Genomic DNA, 16159 nt, shown 5'->3' with positions numbered 1-16159 from the left:
CCGGCGCGGGGAACAATGGGGCCATGAGCGAGCCCACCTCGCGTGCCGCATCCGCGCCCCCCGCCCACGCTCCCTTCGATCCACGTCTCGACCCCCACGGCGACCCCCAGCACGACTCGCACTACGACGCCCCGTACGACACCCGCGACGAGACCGGTCACGAAGTCGCCTACGCCGTCACGTCCGGACCGGCGACGCGCCGCGCCGGCGGCGGCACCCTCCCCGACCTGGACCCGGACCTCGACTCCGACCCCGACGTCTATCCGGCGGACGCGCTCTCCTCCCAGGAAGGGCAGCTCGACGATCTGCCGCTCGACCGCTTCCTGGACCGCGAGCGGAGCTGGCTCGCCTTCAACGAACGCGTGCTGGAACTCGCCGAGGACGATGAGGCGCCGCTGCTGGAGCGCGCCAACTTCCTCGCGATCTTCGCCGGCAATCTGGACGAGTTCTTCATGGTCCGCGTCGCGGGGCTCAAGCGCCGCATCGCGACCGGGGTCGCCACGCGCTCCGCGTCAGGGCTCCAGCCCCGTGAGGCCCTCGAACAGATCTGGACGCGCTCGCGCGAGCTGATGGCGCGGCACGCGGACTGCTACCAGCGGGACATCGCGCCCGCGCTCGCCGCCGAGGGCCTGCATCTGCTCCGCTGGGACGGCCTGACCGACAAGGAGCAGGCCCGGCTCTTCACCCTCTTCCGGCAGCGGATCTACCCCGTGCTGACGCCCCTCGCGGTCGACCCCGCCCACCCCTTTCCGTACATCTCGGGACTGTCGCTCAATCTCGCCGTGGTCGTACGCAACCCGGTGAGCGGCCACCAGCACTTCGCACGTGTGAAGGTTCCACCGCTGCTTTCGCGCTTCCTGGAGGCGTCGCCGCACCGCTACGTGCCCGTCGAGGACGTCATCGCCGCGCACCTGGAGGAGCTGTTCCCCGGCATGGAGGTACTCGCGCACCACATGTTCCGTGTGACGCGCAACGAGGACCTGGAGGTCGAGGAGGACGACGTCGAGAACCTCCTGCAGGCGCTGGAGAAGGAGCTGCTACGGCGCCGCTTCGGTCCCCCGGTGCGCCTGGAGGTCGAGGAGTCGATCGATCCGTACGTACTGGACCTGCTGGTACGGGAGTTGAACGTCTCGGAGGCCGAGGTCTATCCGCTGCCCGGCCCGCTGGACCTGACCGGCCTGTCCGGCATCGTCTCGGCGATGGACCGGCCGGACCTGAAGTACCCGAAGTTCGTGGCCGGTACGCAGCGGGACCTGGCGCAGGTGGAGTCGGCGCAGCCGCCGGACGTCTTCGCCGCGCTGCGGGAGCGCGACATACTGCTGCACCACCCCTACGACTCCTTCTCCACGTCCGTACAGGCGTTCCTGGAGCAGGCGGCGGCCGACCCGGACGTGCTGGCGATCAAGCAGACGCTCTACCGCACCTCGGGCGACTCCCCGATCGTCGACGCGCTGATAGACGCGGCCGAGTCCGGCAAGCAGGTGCTGGTGCTCGTCGAGATCAAGGCACGCTTCGACGAGCAGGCGAACATCAAGTGGGCGCGGAAGCTGGAGGAGTCCGGCTGCCATGTGGTGCACGGGCTGGTCGGGCTCAAGACGCACGGCAAGTTCTCGCTGGTGGTGCGGCAGGAAGGCGACACGCTGCGCCGCTACGCACACGTCGGCACAGGCAACTACCACCCCAAGACGGCACGCCTCTACGAGGACCTGGGGCTGCTGACCGCGGACCAGCAGGTCGGCGCCGATCTGTCCGACCTGTTCAACCGCCTCTCCGGCTACTCGCGCCGTGAGACCTACCGGCGGCTGCTCGTCGCGCCCACCTCGCTGCGGGACGGGCTGATCTCGCGCATCCAGCGCGAGGTGCGCAGACATCGCGCGGGAGAGCCCGCGTACGTGCGCTTCAAGCTCAACTCCATCGTGGACGAGGCGGTCGTCGACGCCCTCTACCGGGCCTCGCGCGAGGGCGTGCCCGTCGATCTGTGGGTGCGTGGAATCTGCGCGCTGCGCCCGGGAGTCGAGGGCCTGAGCGAGACGGTACGGGTGCGCAGCGTCCTCGGGCGCTTCCTGGAGCACTCACGGATCTTCGCGTTCGGGAACGGCGGAGATCCGGAAATCTGGCTGGGCAGCGCCGACATGATGCACCGCAATCTGGACCGCCGTATCGAGGCACTGGTCCGCGTGACCGACCCCGCGCACCGGGCCACCCTCACGCGTCTGCTGGAGACCGGCATGGCCGACGACACCGCCTCCTGGCACCTGGGCCCCGACGGCGGATGGACGCGCCACGCACACGACGCGGACGGACAGCCGCTGCGCAACATCCAGGAGTCGCTGATCGAGGGCCGCAGACGGCGGCGCGGACCGGCGCCGGGCTGACGGCCCCGCCGGACTGACGCGCGTACCGACAGACGCACTACGGGTTCGGAGAGACCGACCGACGGGGTGAGGGGGTGACGGAGCCGTGAGGGTACGAGGGGGAGACCTCGCAGGGCCCGCCGGGACCGCCGGGTCCGCGAGCACGGCCGGTCCGGCCGGAGCCGCCGGGCATGGCGGTGCGGGCGGAGCCGCCGGGCCCGCCGGTCCGATCGGAGGCGGTGGCTGCGCCGCACCGGCGAGGACGCTGGAGACCGCCGACGCGGCCGAGGTGCTGAGCGGTTGTCTCAACGCGTGGGCGGCCGACTTCATGCGCAGCCTGCGCCTGCACCAGGAGAGCGCGAGCAGCGCGCAGACGGCCACGGCGGCGGCCGACGCGGTACGGCAGCTACGGCGCGCGTCACGGCGTATCGGCTCCGCGCTGCTCACCTACCGGTCGTTCGTGGACGCCGCCTGGGCCGACGAGCTGAGCGCCGAACTGCGCCGCCTGTCGGGCACGTTGGCGTACGAGTACCGATGTGCCGCCCGTCAGGCCCGGCTGCTCGCCGCGCTGCACCGGCTCGCCGTCGAGGGCGTGGGCGGCGACCGTGCGGCCGCCCTGCTGGAGCGGCAGCACAGTCTGGCGCGCAGCCGGGCGCACTCGGCCGCTCTCGAGGCCCTGGTCTCCTCCCGCTTCCACGCGGTCGCGGACGCGGTCGCCCTCCTCGCCTACGAGGTGCCGCTGGCACCGGACGCGGCACGCGGCTCGGCCGGGACCCTTCTCCTGCCCCCGGCGGAGCGCGCGTGGGAGCGCCTCGTGCACGCCGTCGAGTCGCTGCCCCCTGCGTCGAGGGCCTACGCGGGCCGCCGCGAGGGTCCCGAGGGCCCGGACCCGGGGGCGGCACGTACCGGCGGTGACTCACAGAGCAGACAGGACGCGGCCTGGCTGGAGGTGCGGATACTGCTGCGGCACCACAGATACGCACGTGAGGTGCTGTGCGCGGCGGACGGGCAGCCGCCGGGCGGAGCCCGCGAAGGAGGCGGGCATGCGGGCACTGCGGGCGAACCGCGCACCGGCACGGACGTCCGCACAGATGCCGGGGCGGAGGCCCGCACAGCGGGACGAACGGATGCGCGCACGGATGCCCGTACAGCGGCCCGTACTGAAGCCCGTACGGGAGCCCGTACGGAAAGGGACATCGCCGAGGCAGCGCACGACGCGCACCTCGCACAGCCCCAGCATCTCCCTCACGACCGGGCCGTCGCGACTGGCCCCGACGACCTTCTCGTGGCGGCGAGCGCCGCACTCGACGCGCACCGCGACGCGATCGAGGCCGCCGAGGCCGCCGCCGCCGCGGCCCGTACGCCCCGGATCGCGCCGGCCACCGCGTATGCGCTGGGCGTGCTCCACGCCGGGCAGCGACAGGAGGCGGAGTCGGCGCGGCGGGAGTTCCGCGGGCTCTGGCAGCAGGTGGTGAGCGGCAGGGGCGGCATGAGCGGCACGAGGGACAAGACCGACAGGAGCGATAGCGACAGAAGCGACAGAGCCGACAGGAGCGACAGGAACGACAAGGCGGAAGCAGCGCAGCGGACGCTATGACCCCTGCGGGGACGCGGCTCTGACCTGCGCATTCACGGTGCTCCCGTATGGAGCCGGGGAAGGCGGCGCGCTAAGCGAGGCGAGGCGCCAGGCGAAGTTGAGCCTGTGTTTGTCAACTTTCCTCGGGTCGGTGTATATAAGAAAGCACAGGGCATCGCACGGGAGTGCAGTCCACGGAAGGAGATGACCGTGATGCTCATGCGTACCGACCCCTTCAGGGAGTTCGACCGCCTCACCCAGCAGATCTTCGGGACCGAGTCACGGCCCGCGGGGATGCCGATGGAGGCCTACCGCTCTGGCGACGACTTCGTGATCCACTTCGATCTGCCCGGGGTCGCCCCCGAGAGCATCGATCTGGACGTGGAGCGGAACGTGCTCACCGTCCACGCCGAACGCCGCTCGCCCGCACCGGAGGGCGCGGAGCTGATCGCCGCGGAGCGCCCGGCGGGCAAGTTCAGCCGCCAGCTCTTCCTCGGCGACACTCTGGACTCCGAGCGGATCGACGCCTCGTACGACGCGGGCGTGCTGACGCTCCGCATCCCCGTGGCCGAGCAGGCGAAGCCCCGCAAGATCGAGATCAGCGGAGGCAATTCCTCGGACCGGCAGCTCACAGGCTGAAAGGCCGTCGCGAGTGGCGTCGGCGCCGACGCCACTGAGGCAGAAGTCACAGCCGGTACCGATGTGACATTCGACTCTGCTGCACATTTTCTGCCGCTCTCCGGGGCACTCCGGAGAGCGGCGGCCTTCGAGGCCACCGGCATGTGAGGGGAAGGGACCAAACAGGTATGCAGTGGAACGAACTCGTGACCCGAGTCCGTGAGTACGGCCGCTACGCGACGGACGCCGAGACGAAGCAGGTCATCCGAGTCGTGCTTTCGGCTCTGGGCGGCCATCTGACGAACGGCGTCCGCGAACAGGTCGCCGGGCGGCTGCCCGCGACCGCGGCGGAGACGCTCAGATACCAGCTCCCGGCGACGAAGCCGCTCACCGCGGCGGAGTTCGTCGAGGCCGTGGCGAGCCGTCTCGACGGCGCGACGACCGCGACCGCGCGCTGGGACGTCAGCTCGGTGCTCTCGGTGCTGGGGGAGGTCTGCGGCGACGACCTGACCGACGAGGTTCTCGCGGACCTGCCCCAGGGGTACGCCCTGCTCTTCGGGCGTGCTGAGCTGATGAGCGCGGCCTGACGACCCTGTGTGCGGGCCGGGCCGGGCGGGTTCGTTCGGTCCGTACGGCCGTACGGGCCGTCGCGGTCTATCCGTAGGCGCGCGGGGCGAGGGCACCCCAGGCGACGGTGACCTCGCCCTGGCGCCAGCGCTGCGGGCCGTCCGTCAACGGCCACTCGCCGGCGAGGGCACGCACCGCCCTTATCCAGCGCTGCCGGGCGCTCAGCGCTCCGTACGGGGCGGCCGTCGCCCACGCCCGGTCGAAGTCGCGCAGGAACGCATGGACCGGCTCCCCCGGGACGTTGCGGTGGATGAGCGCCTTCGGCAGCCGCTCCGCCAGATCCGAGGGTGCCGTCAGCGAGGCGAGCCGGGCGGCGAAGGTGACCGTCCGAGGACCCTCCGGGCCGAGCGCGACCCATACGTGGCGGCGGCCGATCTCGTCGCAGGTGCCGTCGACCAGCAGCCCGTCTGGCGTGGACAGGCGCGAGCACAGCAGCGCCCACGCCGGGGCGACCTCCGCCTCCTCGTACTGGCGCAGCACGTTCGCCGCCCGTATCAGCGACGGGCGCACACCGCCCGGCAGCGGCACCTCGAAGCCGCCGCGCAGGAACGTCAGGCCGTCACGTTCGTACGGGCGTGCCGCTGCGACCCGTTCCGGATCGATCTCGACGCCGACGACACGGACGTCCGCGTGGACCTTGCGCAGCCGCTGCAACAGCTCGACCGCGGTCCACGGTGCCGCGCCGAAGCCGAGGTCGACCACCGTCGGCCGGCTGGGCGTCTGCCCGGGGTTCGCTGCGGGCCCGCGCTCTGCGGGACCGCTCGCCACGTGACTGCTTCGGCCGGGACGCGGTTCCGCCGCGGCCGCGCGGCGCAGCGCGGGCGCGTGGACGGCGGCGATCCAGCGGTCCATGCGGCGCAGCCGGTTGGGGCTGGTGGTTCCGCGCGTCACGGTCCCCTGGGGGCGGGGCGTGGGGCGGGCGGTCATGTCATGAGCGTACGAGGGCGGGGCGGGAGCGGAGCAGGGCGGCGGCTGCCAGAAGCCCCGGCCGGGCCTGGCCCCGGCCCGATCACCCCTGCCCGCCGCTTGTCACGATTAGGCAAAGCGGAAATGGGAGCGGACCCCTCCGGTGTTCCGGGTTACGGGGCCGAGTTCCTCGCGGCGGATTCGCGGGGGAATTCCGCAGGTCGCGGGCCGCCCCGGGACCCGTACCGGCGGGAGTCCATCCCTCCGCGAGTACGTCACGGCCGCATACGCGACAGCGGCATCCGCGATCCGCGGGACCGGCACGGCCCTGCACGGCAGGCGCTCCATACGAGGAGGCATTCGCGCGTGAGCCAGTACATGGCGCGGCTCGGCCAGCTCCGTACCCTCCCCCGGGGCCTGAGGCCCGGCCGGGACTCCCTGCCTCAGCAGCGGCCGCGGCTGAGGCTCGGCTCCGCCAGGCGGCCCCGCAGGGTCGCCATGCTCAGCGTCCACACCTCCCCGCTGCACCAGCCGGGCACGGGCGACGCGGGCGGCATGAACGTCTACATCGTCGAACTGGCGAAGCAGCTCGCCGCACACGGCACCCAGGTGGAGATCTTCACGCGTGCGACGTCGGCCGCGCTTCCGCCAAGCGTCGAGCTGGCGCCCGGGGTCCTCGTACGGCACATCGACGCGGGCCCCTACGAGGGGCTGGCGAAGGAGGAACTGCCCGCGCAGCTCTGCGCGTTCACGCACGGCGTGATGCAGGCGTGGGCGGGCAACCGGCCCGGCCACTACGACCTGGTGCACTCCCACTACTGGCTGTCCGGGCACGTCGGCTGGCTCGCCGCGCAGCGCTGGGGCGTACCGCTCGTCAACGCCATGCACACCATGGCCAAGGTCAAGAACGCCGCCCTCGCCGAGGGCGACAGCCCCGAGCCCCCGGCCCGCGTCATCGGCGAGACGCAGATAGTGCGCGCCGCCGACAGGCTCATCGCCAACACGGCGGAGGAGGCGCACGACCTGGTTCGGCACTACGAGGCCGACCCGGCGCGCACCGCCGTCGTACACCCCGGTGTCAATCTGGAGCGCTTCCGGCCCGCGGACGGCCGTGCTGCGGCACGCGCCCGGCTGGGGCTGCCGCAGGGCGCGCTGATCCCGCTGTTCGCCGGGCGGATACAGCCGTTGAAGGCCCCCGACATCCTGCTGCGTGCCGTGGCGCTGCTCGTAGGGGAGGACCCGGGGCTGCGGCGGCGGCTTCTGGTGCCGGTCGTGGGCGGGCCCAGCGGCAGCGGGCTTGCCAGGCCGGAACGGCTGCACAAGCTGGCGGCGAAGCTGGGGATCTCGGACGTGGTGCGCTTCTGCCCGCCGGTGGACCAGGAGGAGCTGGCCGACTGGTACCGGGCCGCGACCGTGCTCGTCATGCCGTCGTACAGCGAGTCGTTCGGGCTGGTCGCGGTGGAGGCGCAGGCGTGCGGGACGCCGGTGATCGCGGCGGCGGTGGGCGGGCTGCCGGTCGCGGTACGGGACGGGGTCAGCGGCCTCCTGGTGCACGGGCACGAGCCGGGCGCCTACGCGGACGCGCTGCGGAGGTTCGTCACCCCGTCGCCTGACGGAGGGCATGAAGTGCCCGCCGGGCAGAGGCGGTTCGGCCCGCACGAGGCAGTGGAGCGGATGGGCGAGGCAGCGGCACGGCACGCGGCCGAGTTCGGCTGGGACGCCGCGGCGGCGGCCACCCTCGACGTCTATGCCGAGGCGATCCACGACAGGCGCCGTCGCCTACGATCGGCCCATGGCTGACGCTGACGCCCACGCACAGGACGGCGACGGGGCTAGAGGCGCCGACGGCGTCGGGAGCACCGCAGACACCAAGGGCACCGAGAACGCCGAAGGCACCGAAAGCACCGAAAGCACCGAAGCGGCCAACGGGGCCTCCGGCGGGACCGCTGCCGTGCGCCGTGCCCGCGGCACCGTCGAACGGGCCCTGCGCGAGGCCGAGTTGGACTGGGAGAGCCCGGCGGAGGGAACGTATGTCGTCACCCTCCCCGGCACCCGCAAGCTGTCGACGACCTGCTCCCTGGCCGTCGGCAGGCACTCGCTCTCGGTCAACGCCTTCGTGGTGCGCTGCCCCGACGAGAACCACGCGGCGGTGCACCGCTGGCTGCTGGAGCGCAACACCCGCCTGTACGGGGTGAGTTACGCCCTGGACAAGCTCGGCGACGTCTATCTCGCCGGCGGCTCCCGCTGGCCGCCGTCACCACGGAGGAGGTGGACCGGCTGCTGGGAACGGTGCTGGAGAACGCCGACGGCTCCTTCAACACCCTGCTGGAGATGGGTTTCGCGTCGGCGATCCGGCGCGAGTACGAGTGGCGCACCTCCCGGGGGGAGTCGACCCGCAACCTCGATGCGTTCACTCATCTGACGGGGGGCACACCGGACGGCGGCAAGCGGGGCTGACGACGGGGCCTCGCCGGACGCGCCGCCCGGGTGCGTACCGGGCATGACGGGCTTCCTCGGAAGCGGCGGTCAGGGAATCAGGAGACCTCTCCCGTGTCCTGCTCCGAACCCTCGACCTCGAAGGTCGTGTCGCCCTTGTTCTGCTCCGCGTTCAAGTCGCCCGTCGTGATCGGCTCGTTCTGCGTCTGCATGTCGACCGCGCCGGAGTTGCCCTCGACTTGATGTGCCGCGGAGTTGCCCGGGCCCTGCTCGCTCACTACGCGTCCGTCGTGCATCACGTAGTAGACGTTCACGGTGACCGGGCGCGAGGAGGCCAGGGCCGCCTTCACGGCCGTGGTCTCCGCCGGTGCCGAGGCCGAGGTCTTCTTCGCCGGGGCGGAGGACTTGGCCGCCGCGGCGGTCTTCCCGGCCTCCTTCACCACAGCCGAGGCCGAGGGAACGCCGACGAGTCCGACCGCGATCGCGACACCGGCCGTTGTTATCGCGCGTGCGAGGTTCTTCATTTGTGTCCCTTCTCGTGTTCCTGCACGTGGACGGCGGCGACGCGTTGCTGCCGACGCCTGTTCCATCGTGTGAGGAGCGCGAGCGGAACGCTCGCGGGGAAGGCCGCCCGGGTGTCCTCACGTTCTCGGCGGCGTCCGCATCGGGACCGTGAGAAGTGGCGCCGTCCCTGAACAGGGGCCTGTGGACGCGGAGATGTGCTCCCGTACGAAGGGGACCCGCAGGGGGGAGGCGTGCTCCCCCAGAGGTGTGAGCGGCCGGCTGCACCAGGGGCGCGTGCAGCAGGCACCTCCGGGGGAGCGCCCGGGAACGGGGAGGGACCTGTGTCAGCCTCCGAGCCCCCAGTCCGCGGTGATGTGCCTGGTCGAGCAGATGGTGTCGAGGAAGTGCTTCCCGGCCTTGCCGCAGCCCTCGTCGGGCTTCACGGGGGTGCCGTGCGGCATGCCGTCCACGAGATAGCCGCGTACGACGACGTCGCCGTCGGCGTTCCGGTAGTCGGAGCGGGTGGTGCCGCCCTGCAACTTCTCAGTGGCGTCGGCCTTCTGGTCGGCCCCGAGCACGTCCGTCCACTGCTTGACGGACTCCTCGGCGTTCATCGGTGCCACGGTCGTGTCGCCGGTGCCGTGCCAGACCGACACCTTCGGCCGGGCTCCCGAGTAGTCCGGGTTCTCGGCACGTACGAGGTCGCCCCAGTCGGCGGCCTTCTTGGAAGCGCCGGGGTTCATGCAGGTGAACGCCTCGGCGACGGTGTTCGCGCAGCCGTGCGGCAGACCGGCCACGATCGCTCCGCCTTTGAAGACGTCCGGATAGGCGGCCAGCATCGACGCCGTCATGGCGCCGCCCGCCGAGAGGCCCGTGATGAAGACCCGTGAGGGGTCGGCGTCGAGATCGGCGACCGTGCGGTCCACCATCTGCTTGATCGACTGCGCTTCGCCCTTGTCCCGGTCGGTGTCGCCGGACTGGAACCAGTTGAAGCACTTTTTCGCGTTGTTGGCCTGCTCCTGTTGAGGTGCGACGACCGCGAACTTCCCGTCGTCCGCGGCCTTCTGCCAGCCGGCACCTTCGAAGTACGTCGCGGCGTCCTGTGTGCAGCCGTGCAGGGCGAGGACGACGGGGCTCTTCTTCGGCAGCCCGTCGGGGGCGTAGCGGTACATGCTCAGCGCCCCGGGGTTGGAGCCGAAGTCGCCGACCTTCTCCAGGCCGGCCGCCGCGGCGCTCTTCCCGTACGGGGAGGCGGCCTGGGACGTGGCCCCGGTGAGCGCGGTGAGCGCGGTGGTGGTCAGCACCGTCAGCGCGGTGAGTGTGGTGAGCAGCAGAGCGGCTTTCGAGCGTTGTGCCTTCATGGCGCTCCTTCTGTGGGGGGTGTTCCGTGGGGTCCCATGGGCGCCCGTGGGGGGGTGGGTCCAGAGGTGTCCCGTGGGGGAACGCACCGACCGTAGAGCCGCCGAAGCGGGCCCCCGAACGTGTCGTACGTCCAGCGGTGCACGGATGTGAGTGTGGCGCCGCCACATTGGGCGCCCGCTGCGCACCGTCCTAGCGTGACCGCATGACCGAGCAGCAGACACCCGGCTCCCACTCCGGCCCGCACTCCGTCGCCCTCGACCTGACCGGACGCACCGCGCTGGTCACCGGTGCCGCGAGCGGCATCGGCCGTGCGTGCGCCCTGAGACTGGCGTCGGCCGGCGCCAAGGTGCGGGCGGTGGACCGCGACGCCGACGGGCTGCGGTCACTCCAGGACGTGGAGGCAGGCGGCTCGGTCCAGCCGTACCCCCTCGACCTCACCGACTCCGAGGGCCTGGACGCGGCGGAGGATCTCGCGGCGGGGAGCGACGTACTCGTCAACAACGCGGGGGCCCAACTGGTGCGCCCCATCGAGGAGTTCCCGCCCGCGGACTTCCGCCGCCTGCTGACGCTGATGCTGGAGGCGCCCTTCCGCTTCATACGCGGCGCCCTCCCGCACATGTACGGGCAGAGCTGGGGCCGGATCGTGAACATCTCGTCCGTGCACGGGCTGCGTGCCTCCGCCTACAAGTCGGCCTACGTCTCCGCCAAGCACGGGCTGGAGGGCCTGTCCAAGGTCACCGCGCTGGAGGGCGCCGAGCACGGCGTCACATCCAACTGCGTCAACCCCGCCTACGTACGTACGCCGCTGGTCGAGCGGCAGATCGCCGACCAGGCCGAGGCGCACGGCATCCCCGCCGAACGCGTCGTCTCGGAGATCCTGCTCGCCGACTCCGCGCTGAAGCGGCTGCTGGAGCCGGAGGAGGTCGCCGAGGCGGTGGCGTATCTGTGCGCGCCGCAGGCGTCCTTCGTCACGGGAGCCTCGCTGCCGCTCGACGGCGGCTGGACAGCGCACTGACGATGGGTCGAGGCCCGGGTGCGGCCGGGGGTCCGGCCCCGGCCCCGGCGCCGGCACTCGCCGCGGCGGGAGGTCCGGCGTCGGCGCCGGCTTCCGGCACGGCCGAGGCGCCCACCCGGGGCCGGGGACCCGCCCCCATCTCAGGCCCCACCTCAGGCCCCACCTCAGGCCCCGGCGCGGGGTCCGGCCTCCGGCCCGGCAGCGGGCCCGGCCCCGCGCCGGCCGGGGCTCATCCGCCCCTGGCGTCACGCCCCGCACCACGGGTAAGGCTGTGACCATGCCCGAAGCCCCGCCGCCCCACGCCGCCTTCCTGGAACTCCTCGCACGCCGAGCCCCCGCCGAGGCGTACGACGAACCGCTCGCCCGCGCCCGCGAGGCCGGAGCGCCCCCCGAGGAGCTGGCCTCCCTGGAGAGCGGCAAGCAGCTCGCCCTGCGGATTCGCGCAGAGCTGGAGGGACGCCGCAGGCGCGAGGCCGAACTGACGGCGCTCATCGAGACGGTTCACGACCTGGCGGGGCTGCGCGACCTGGACGACGTGCTCCGCGCCATCGTGCAGCGGGCCCGCTCCCTGCTGGGCACCGAGGTCGCGTACATGACCCTCACCGACCACGAACGCGGCGACACGTACATGCGCGTCACCGAGGGCTCGGTATCCGCCCGCTTCCAGCAGCTACGGCTGGGCATGGGCGAGGGGCTGGGCGGCCTCGTGGCGCAGACGGCACGCCCGTACGTCACGGACGACTACCCCGCGGACGAACGCTTCCGGCACACCGGCCCCATCGACTCCGCCGTCAACGAGGAGGGCCTGGTCGCCATTCTGGGCGTGCCGCTGCTGCTCGGCGGGCGGGACGTCATCGGCGTCCTGTACGCGGCAGACCGCCGCGCCCGCGTCTTCGAACGCGAACAGATCGCGCTGCTCGGCTCGTTCGCCGCCCACGCCGCCGTGGCCATCGACACGGCCCGGCTGCTCTCCGAGACCCGCGACGCGATGGCCGAGCTGGAGAGCGCCAACGAGACGATCGAACGCGCCAGCGACGTGCACGACAGGCTCACCGAACTGGTGCTGCGCGGCGGGGACGTGACGGACGTTTCCGCCGCGGTCTCCGAAGTGCTCGCCGGGCGCGTCGAGTTCGTGGAGCCGTCGACGGCGTCGGCACGTCCCGCCGTGGAACGCTCCCGCAGCGCCGGCTACGCCATGCGCGACGACGGCACGTGGGTCACCGCCGTCTCCGCGGGCGGCGAACTCCTCGGCGCGCTCGTGCTGCACGGCCATCCCGTGCTCGACCCGGTCGACCAGCGCACCTTCGAACGAGCCGCCATGGTCACGTCCCTGCTGCTGCTGGCGCGCCGCTCCGCGGGCGAGGCGGAACAGCGCGTACGCGGCGAACTCCTCGACGACCTGCTCGACTCGACCCGCCACGACCCCCGGCTGCTGCGCGACCGTGCGGCGCGGCTGGAGGCCGACCTCGACGCGCCGCACGTACTGCTCAGCGCCCGCCTCGACGGGCTCGGCGGGGGAGAGCCCGGCGAAGGCGGCCTGGGCGGCACGGCCGCCGAGAAGCGCGGCCCGGCCGCCGAGAAGCGCGGCCCGGCCGGAGATGCGGCCGGGGAGAAGGAGAAGGAGCAGAGCCTGGGGCGGCAGCGCCTGTGGGCCGCCGCGTCCCATCTCGCCGCCACGCGCCACGGGTTGGCCGCCGCCAGGGACGGCGGCATCGTGCTGCTGCTGCCGCTCCCCGCCGACGGCGGCCCCTCGCAGCTCGCGCGGGAGATCGCCTACGAGTTGGGGCACTCGGCGGGAGCGCCCGTCACCGTGGGCGCGTCCGCGGCGGTGGCGGCGCCCGCCGCCGAGTCGGGCGCCGTCGCCGCGGCCTATCCGGAGGCGCGCCGCTGTGTGGACGCGCTCCGCCTGCTGGGCCGGTCCGGAGAGGGCGCCGCCGCCGAGGACTTCGGCTTCATCGGCATGCTGCTCACCGACAGCCGCGACGTGGGGAGTTTCGTACGCCGCACACTCGGACCCGTACTCGACTACGACGCACGCCGCGGCACCGATCTGGTGGCCACCATGGACGCCTACTTCGCATGCGGCATGAGCCCGGCACGCGCCAAGGACGAACTGCACGTCCACGTCAACACCGTCGCCCAGCGCCTGGAGCGAGTGGCCAGGCTGCTGGGCGACGACTGGCAGTCCCCGGAGCGCGCCCTGGAGACGCAGCTCGCGCTACGGCTGCACCGGCTCGCGCGAGCGGTCGGACGGTGAGGTCTTCCCGGCCGGGGCGGCCCCGCGCTCCGCGTCCGGGAGTGCGTCGTCCTCGCCGATCCTCGTGAGGTCCCGCTTGCTGGTCTCCTTCGCACAGGCGACGGCGACGACCGTGAGCACCGCCGCGGCGATCACGTACAGCGCGATCGGCGTCGAGCTGCCGTAGTCCGCGAGCAGCGCGGTGGCGATCATCGGCGCGGGCGCACCGGCCGCGACCGACGAGAACTGCGCGCCGATCGACGCACCGGAGTAGCGCAGCCTCGTGGCGAACAGCTCGGAGAAGAACGCCGCCTGCGGCGCGTACATCGCACCGTGCAGGATCAGCCCGACCATCACCGCGAGCACGATGGCGCCGAAGCTCTTGGTGTTCAGCAGCTCGAAGAACGGGAAGACCCACAGGCCGGTGCCGATCGCACCCAGCAGATAGATCGGCCGCCGTCCGAAGCGGTCGGAGAGCGCGCCCCACGCGGGGATGACCGCGAAGTGCACCGCGGAGGAGATCAGCACCGCGTTGAGCGCGGTCTGCTGGGAGAGCTTCAGCTCGCTGGTGGCGTAGACGAGGATGAAGGCCGTGATGACGTAGAAGGTGATGTTCTCCGCCATGCGCGCGCCCATGGCGATGAGCACGTCCTTCCAGTGGAAGCGCAGCACCGCCACCAGCGGCATCTTCTCGACCTGCTCCTCCCCGCTGAGCTTCGCCGCCTCGGCCTTACGGGCCTCGGCACGCTCGCGGGCCTCCTTGAAGACCGGCGACTCGTCGACCGCCAGCCGTATCCACAGCCCTATGCCGACGAGCACACCGGACAGCAGGAACGGGATACGCCATCCCCAGCCCATGAACGCGGCGTCCGACAGCGTCGCCGTCAGCACCGCCAGCACCGCCGTCGCCAGCAACTGGCCCGCGGGGGCGCCGGTCTGGGGCCACGACGCCCAGAAGCCGCGCCGCTTCGCGTCACCGTGCTCGGAGACCAGCAGCACCGCGCCTCCCCACTCGCCGCCGAGGGCGAAGCCCTGCACGAGGCGGAGCGTCGTCAGCAGCACGGGCGCCATGGAGCCGATCGCGGCGTGCGTGGGCAGCAGCCCGATGCCGAAGGTCGCGCCGCCCATCAGCAGCAGGCTGAGGACCAGCAGCTTCTTACGGCCGATCCGGTCGCCGTAGTGGCCGAAGACCAGCGCCCCGATGGGGCGGGCGGCGAAGCCCACGGCGTATGTGAGGAAGGACAGCAGCGTGCCGACCAGCGGGTCGGAGTCCGGGAAGAAGAGCTTGTTGAAGACGAGCGCTGCGGCCGAACCGTAGAGGAAGAAGTCGTACCACTCGATCGTCGTGCCGATGAGGCTCGCGGCGACGATGCGCCGCAGCGACGAGGACGAAGAGGACGACGGTGCCGGCGGGGCCGGCGACGACTGCGACGACGCCGAAGAGGGCGTCGGATGTTTGCCAGCGGCGGAGTTCTCGGGGGTCATGGCGTGACCGTAGGGACGAACCGGCCACCGACACATGTGCGCGCAAGCCACAGCCGACCGACCGGATATCGCCTCCGAACACACCGGCGGACACACTTAGTAGGGTGCTCCGCATGGCCGACGCACCGTACAAGCTGATCCTCCTCCGGCACGGAGAGAGCGAGTGGAACGCGAAGAACCTGTTCACCGGCTGGGTGGACGTGAACCTCACCGAGAAGGGCGAGAAGGAGGCGGTCCGCGGCGGCGAGTTGATCAAGGACGCCGGACTGCTCCCGGACGTCCTGCACACCTCCGTGCAGAAGCGGGCCATCCGCACCGCACAGCTCGCACTTGAGGCCGCCGACCGGCTGTGGGTCCCGGTCCGCCGCTCCTGGCGTCTCAACGAGCGCCACTACGGCGCCCTCCAGGGCAAGGACAAGGCGCAGATCCGTGACGAGTTTGGCGAGGAGCAGTTCATGCTCTGGCGCCGCTCCTACGACACCCCGCCGCCGGAGCTGGCCGACGGCTCCGAGTTCTCCCAGAGCGACGACCCGCGCTACGCGGGCGTGCCGAGCGAACTGAGGCCGCGCACCGAGTGCTTGAAGGACGTCGTGGGCCGGATGCTGCCCTACTGGTTCGACGGCATCATCCCCGACCTCCTCGCGGGCCGCACGGTCCTGGTCGCCGCACACGGCAACTCCCTGCGCGCCCTCGTTAAGCACCTCGACGGCATCTCCGACGAGGACATCGCGGGCCTCAACATCCCCACGGGCATCCCGCTCAGCTACGAACTGGACGCCGACTTCCACCCGGTGAAGCGGGGCGGCACCTATCTCGACCCGGACGCGGCGAAGGCCGCGATCGAGGCCGTGAAGAACCAGGGCAAGAAGTAGCGGTACGCCACGAAGCCCCCTGTCCGCGGTCTTCCGAGGGCGGGGGGCTCGCACATGCGCGGGAGGCGACTTCCCCGTCGGCGGCGGTCGCTCAATACGGCGTACGGCCGAGCAGATGTTGCCGCGTTCCGCACGGCGGCCGACGCTGAGCGGAACCCGTCACGCCGC

At 72.1% G+C, this 16159-nt stretch carries 12 protein-coding genes and 1 pseudogene; 9 read left to right on the top strand and 4 right to left on the bottom strand.

The features are described from left to right. Positions 1 to 23: 23 nt before the first annotated feature. The 4 genes from MMA15_RS11925 to MMA15_RS11910 all read left to right on the top strand — a co-directional run bounded on the left by MMA15_RS11925 (position 24) and on the right by MMA15_RS11910 (position 5135). On the top strand, positions 24 to 2375 hold the full coding sequence (locus MMA15_RS11925; protein ID WP_241059206.1) for an RNA degradosome polyphosphate kinase: 2352 nt from the start codon (positions 24 to 26) through the stop codon (positions 2373 to 2375). 85 nt (positions 2376 to 2460) lie between these two features. Next, the gene (locus MMA15_RS11920) at positions 2461 to 3951 is read left to right on the top strand and encodes a CHAD domain-containing protein (protein WP_241059204.1); all 1491 of its coding nucleotides are present in this window, start codon (positions 2461 to 2463) and stop codon (positions 3949 to 3951) included. A gap of 192 nt (positions 3952 to 4143) precedes the next feature. Then, complete coding sequence (locus tag MMA15_RS11915; protein WP_241063152.1) at positions 4144 to 4569, top strand: Hsp20/alpha crystallin family protein; 426 nt, start codon at positions 4144 to 4146, stop codon at positions 4567 to 4569. Positions 4570 to 4754: 185 nt separating this feature from the next. Further along, complete coding sequence (locus tag MMA15_RS11910; RefSeq protein WP_241059202.1) at positions 4755 to 5135, top strand: DUF2267 domain-containing protein; 381 nt, start codon at positions 4755 to 4757, stop codon at positions 5133 to 5135. 67 nt (positions 5136 to 5202) lie between these two features. On the opposite strand, the gene MMA15_RS11905 is transcribed toward MMA15_RS11910, so the two are convergent. Continuing rightward, complete coding sequence (locus MMA15_RS11905) at positions 5203 to 6102, bottom strand: class I SAM-dependent methyltransferase (protein WP_241059200.1); 900 nt, start codon at positions 6100 to 6102, stop codon at positions 5203 to 5205. Between the two features lie 345 nt (positions 6103 to 6447). Between MMA15_RS11905 and mshA the strand changes: the two genes are divergently transcribed. Beyond that, positions 6448 to 7881, top strand: a complete 1434-nt coding sequence (gene mshA / locus MMA15_RS11900) for a D-inositol-3-phosphate glycosyltransferase (RefSeq protein WP_241059198.1) — start codon at positions 6448 to 6450, stop codon at positions 7879 to 7881. 151 nt (positions 7882 to 8032) lie between these two features. Continuing rightward, a pseudogene (locus MMA15_RS11895) lies at positions 8033 to 8538 on the top strand (type III secretion system chaperone family protein). Positions 8539 to 8615: 77 nt separating this feature from the next. On the opposite strand, the gene MMA15_RS11890 reads toward MMA15_RS11895, so the two are convergent. After that, positions 8616 to 9041 carry a hypothetical protein gene (locus MMA15_RS11890; protein ID WP_241059196.1) on the bottom strand — a complete coding sequence of 142 codons (426 nt, stop codon included), beginning with the start codon at positions 9039 to 9041 and terminating at the stop codon, positions 8616 to 8618. A 324-nt stretch (positions 9042 to 9365) separates the two neighbouring features. Beyond that, complete coding sequence (locus tag MMA15_RS11885; RefSeq protein WP_241059194.1) at positions 9366 to 10382, bottom strand: extracellular catalytic domain type 1 short-chain-length polyhydroxyalkanoate depolymerase; 1017 nt, start codon at positions 10380 to 10382, stop codon at positions 9366 to 9368. 203 nt (positions 10383 to 10585) lie between these two features. On the opposite strand from MMA15_RS11885, the gene MMA15_RS11880 reads away from it, so the two are divergent. Both MMA15_RS11880 and MMA15_RS11875 read left to right on the top strand, forming a co-directional pair. Further along, positions 10586 to 11398, top strand: a complete 813-nt coding sequence (locus tag MMA15_RS11880; protein ID WP_241059192.1) for a 3-hydroxybutyrate dehydrogenase — start codon at positions 10586 to 10588, stop codon at positions 11396 to 11398. Between the two features lie 277 nt (positions 11399 to 11675). Beyond that, complete coding sequence (locus tag MMA15_RS11875; RefSeq protein WP_241059185.1) at positions 11676 to 13655, top strand: helix-turn-helix domain-containing protein; 1980 nt, start codon at positions 11676 to 11678, stop codon at positions 13653 to 13655. On the opposite strand, the gene MMA15_RS11870 is transcribed toward MMA15_RS11875, so the two are convergent. Next, positions 13617 to 15119 carry an MFS transporter gene (locus MMA15_RS11870; RefSeq protein WP_241059184.1) on the bottom strand — a complete coding sequence of 501 codons (1503 nt, stop codon included), beginning with the start codon at positions 15117 to 15119 and terminating at the stop codon, positions 13617 to 13619. The genes MMA15_RS11875 and MMA15_RS11870 overlap by 39 nt on opposite strands. Positions 15120 to 15232: 113 nt before the next feature. Between MMA15_RS11870 and MMA15_RS11865 the strand changes: the two genes are divergently transcribed. Further along, a complete protein-coding gene (locus MMA15_RS11865; RefSeq protein WP_241059182.1) occupies positions 15233 to 15991 on the top strand; it encodes a phosphoglyceromutase in 759 nt (252 codons plus the stop codon). Positions 15992 to 16159 lie beyond the last annotated feature (168 nt).

It is taken from the genome of Streptomyces marispadix, assembly GCF_022524345.1.
In the GTDB taxonomy this organism is placed as follows: domain Bacteria; phylum Actinomycetota; class Actinomycetes; order Streptomycetales; family Streptomycetaceae; genus Streptomyces; species Streptomyces marispadix.
This window is presented reverse-complemented; position numbering and strand designations above follow the sequence as displayed.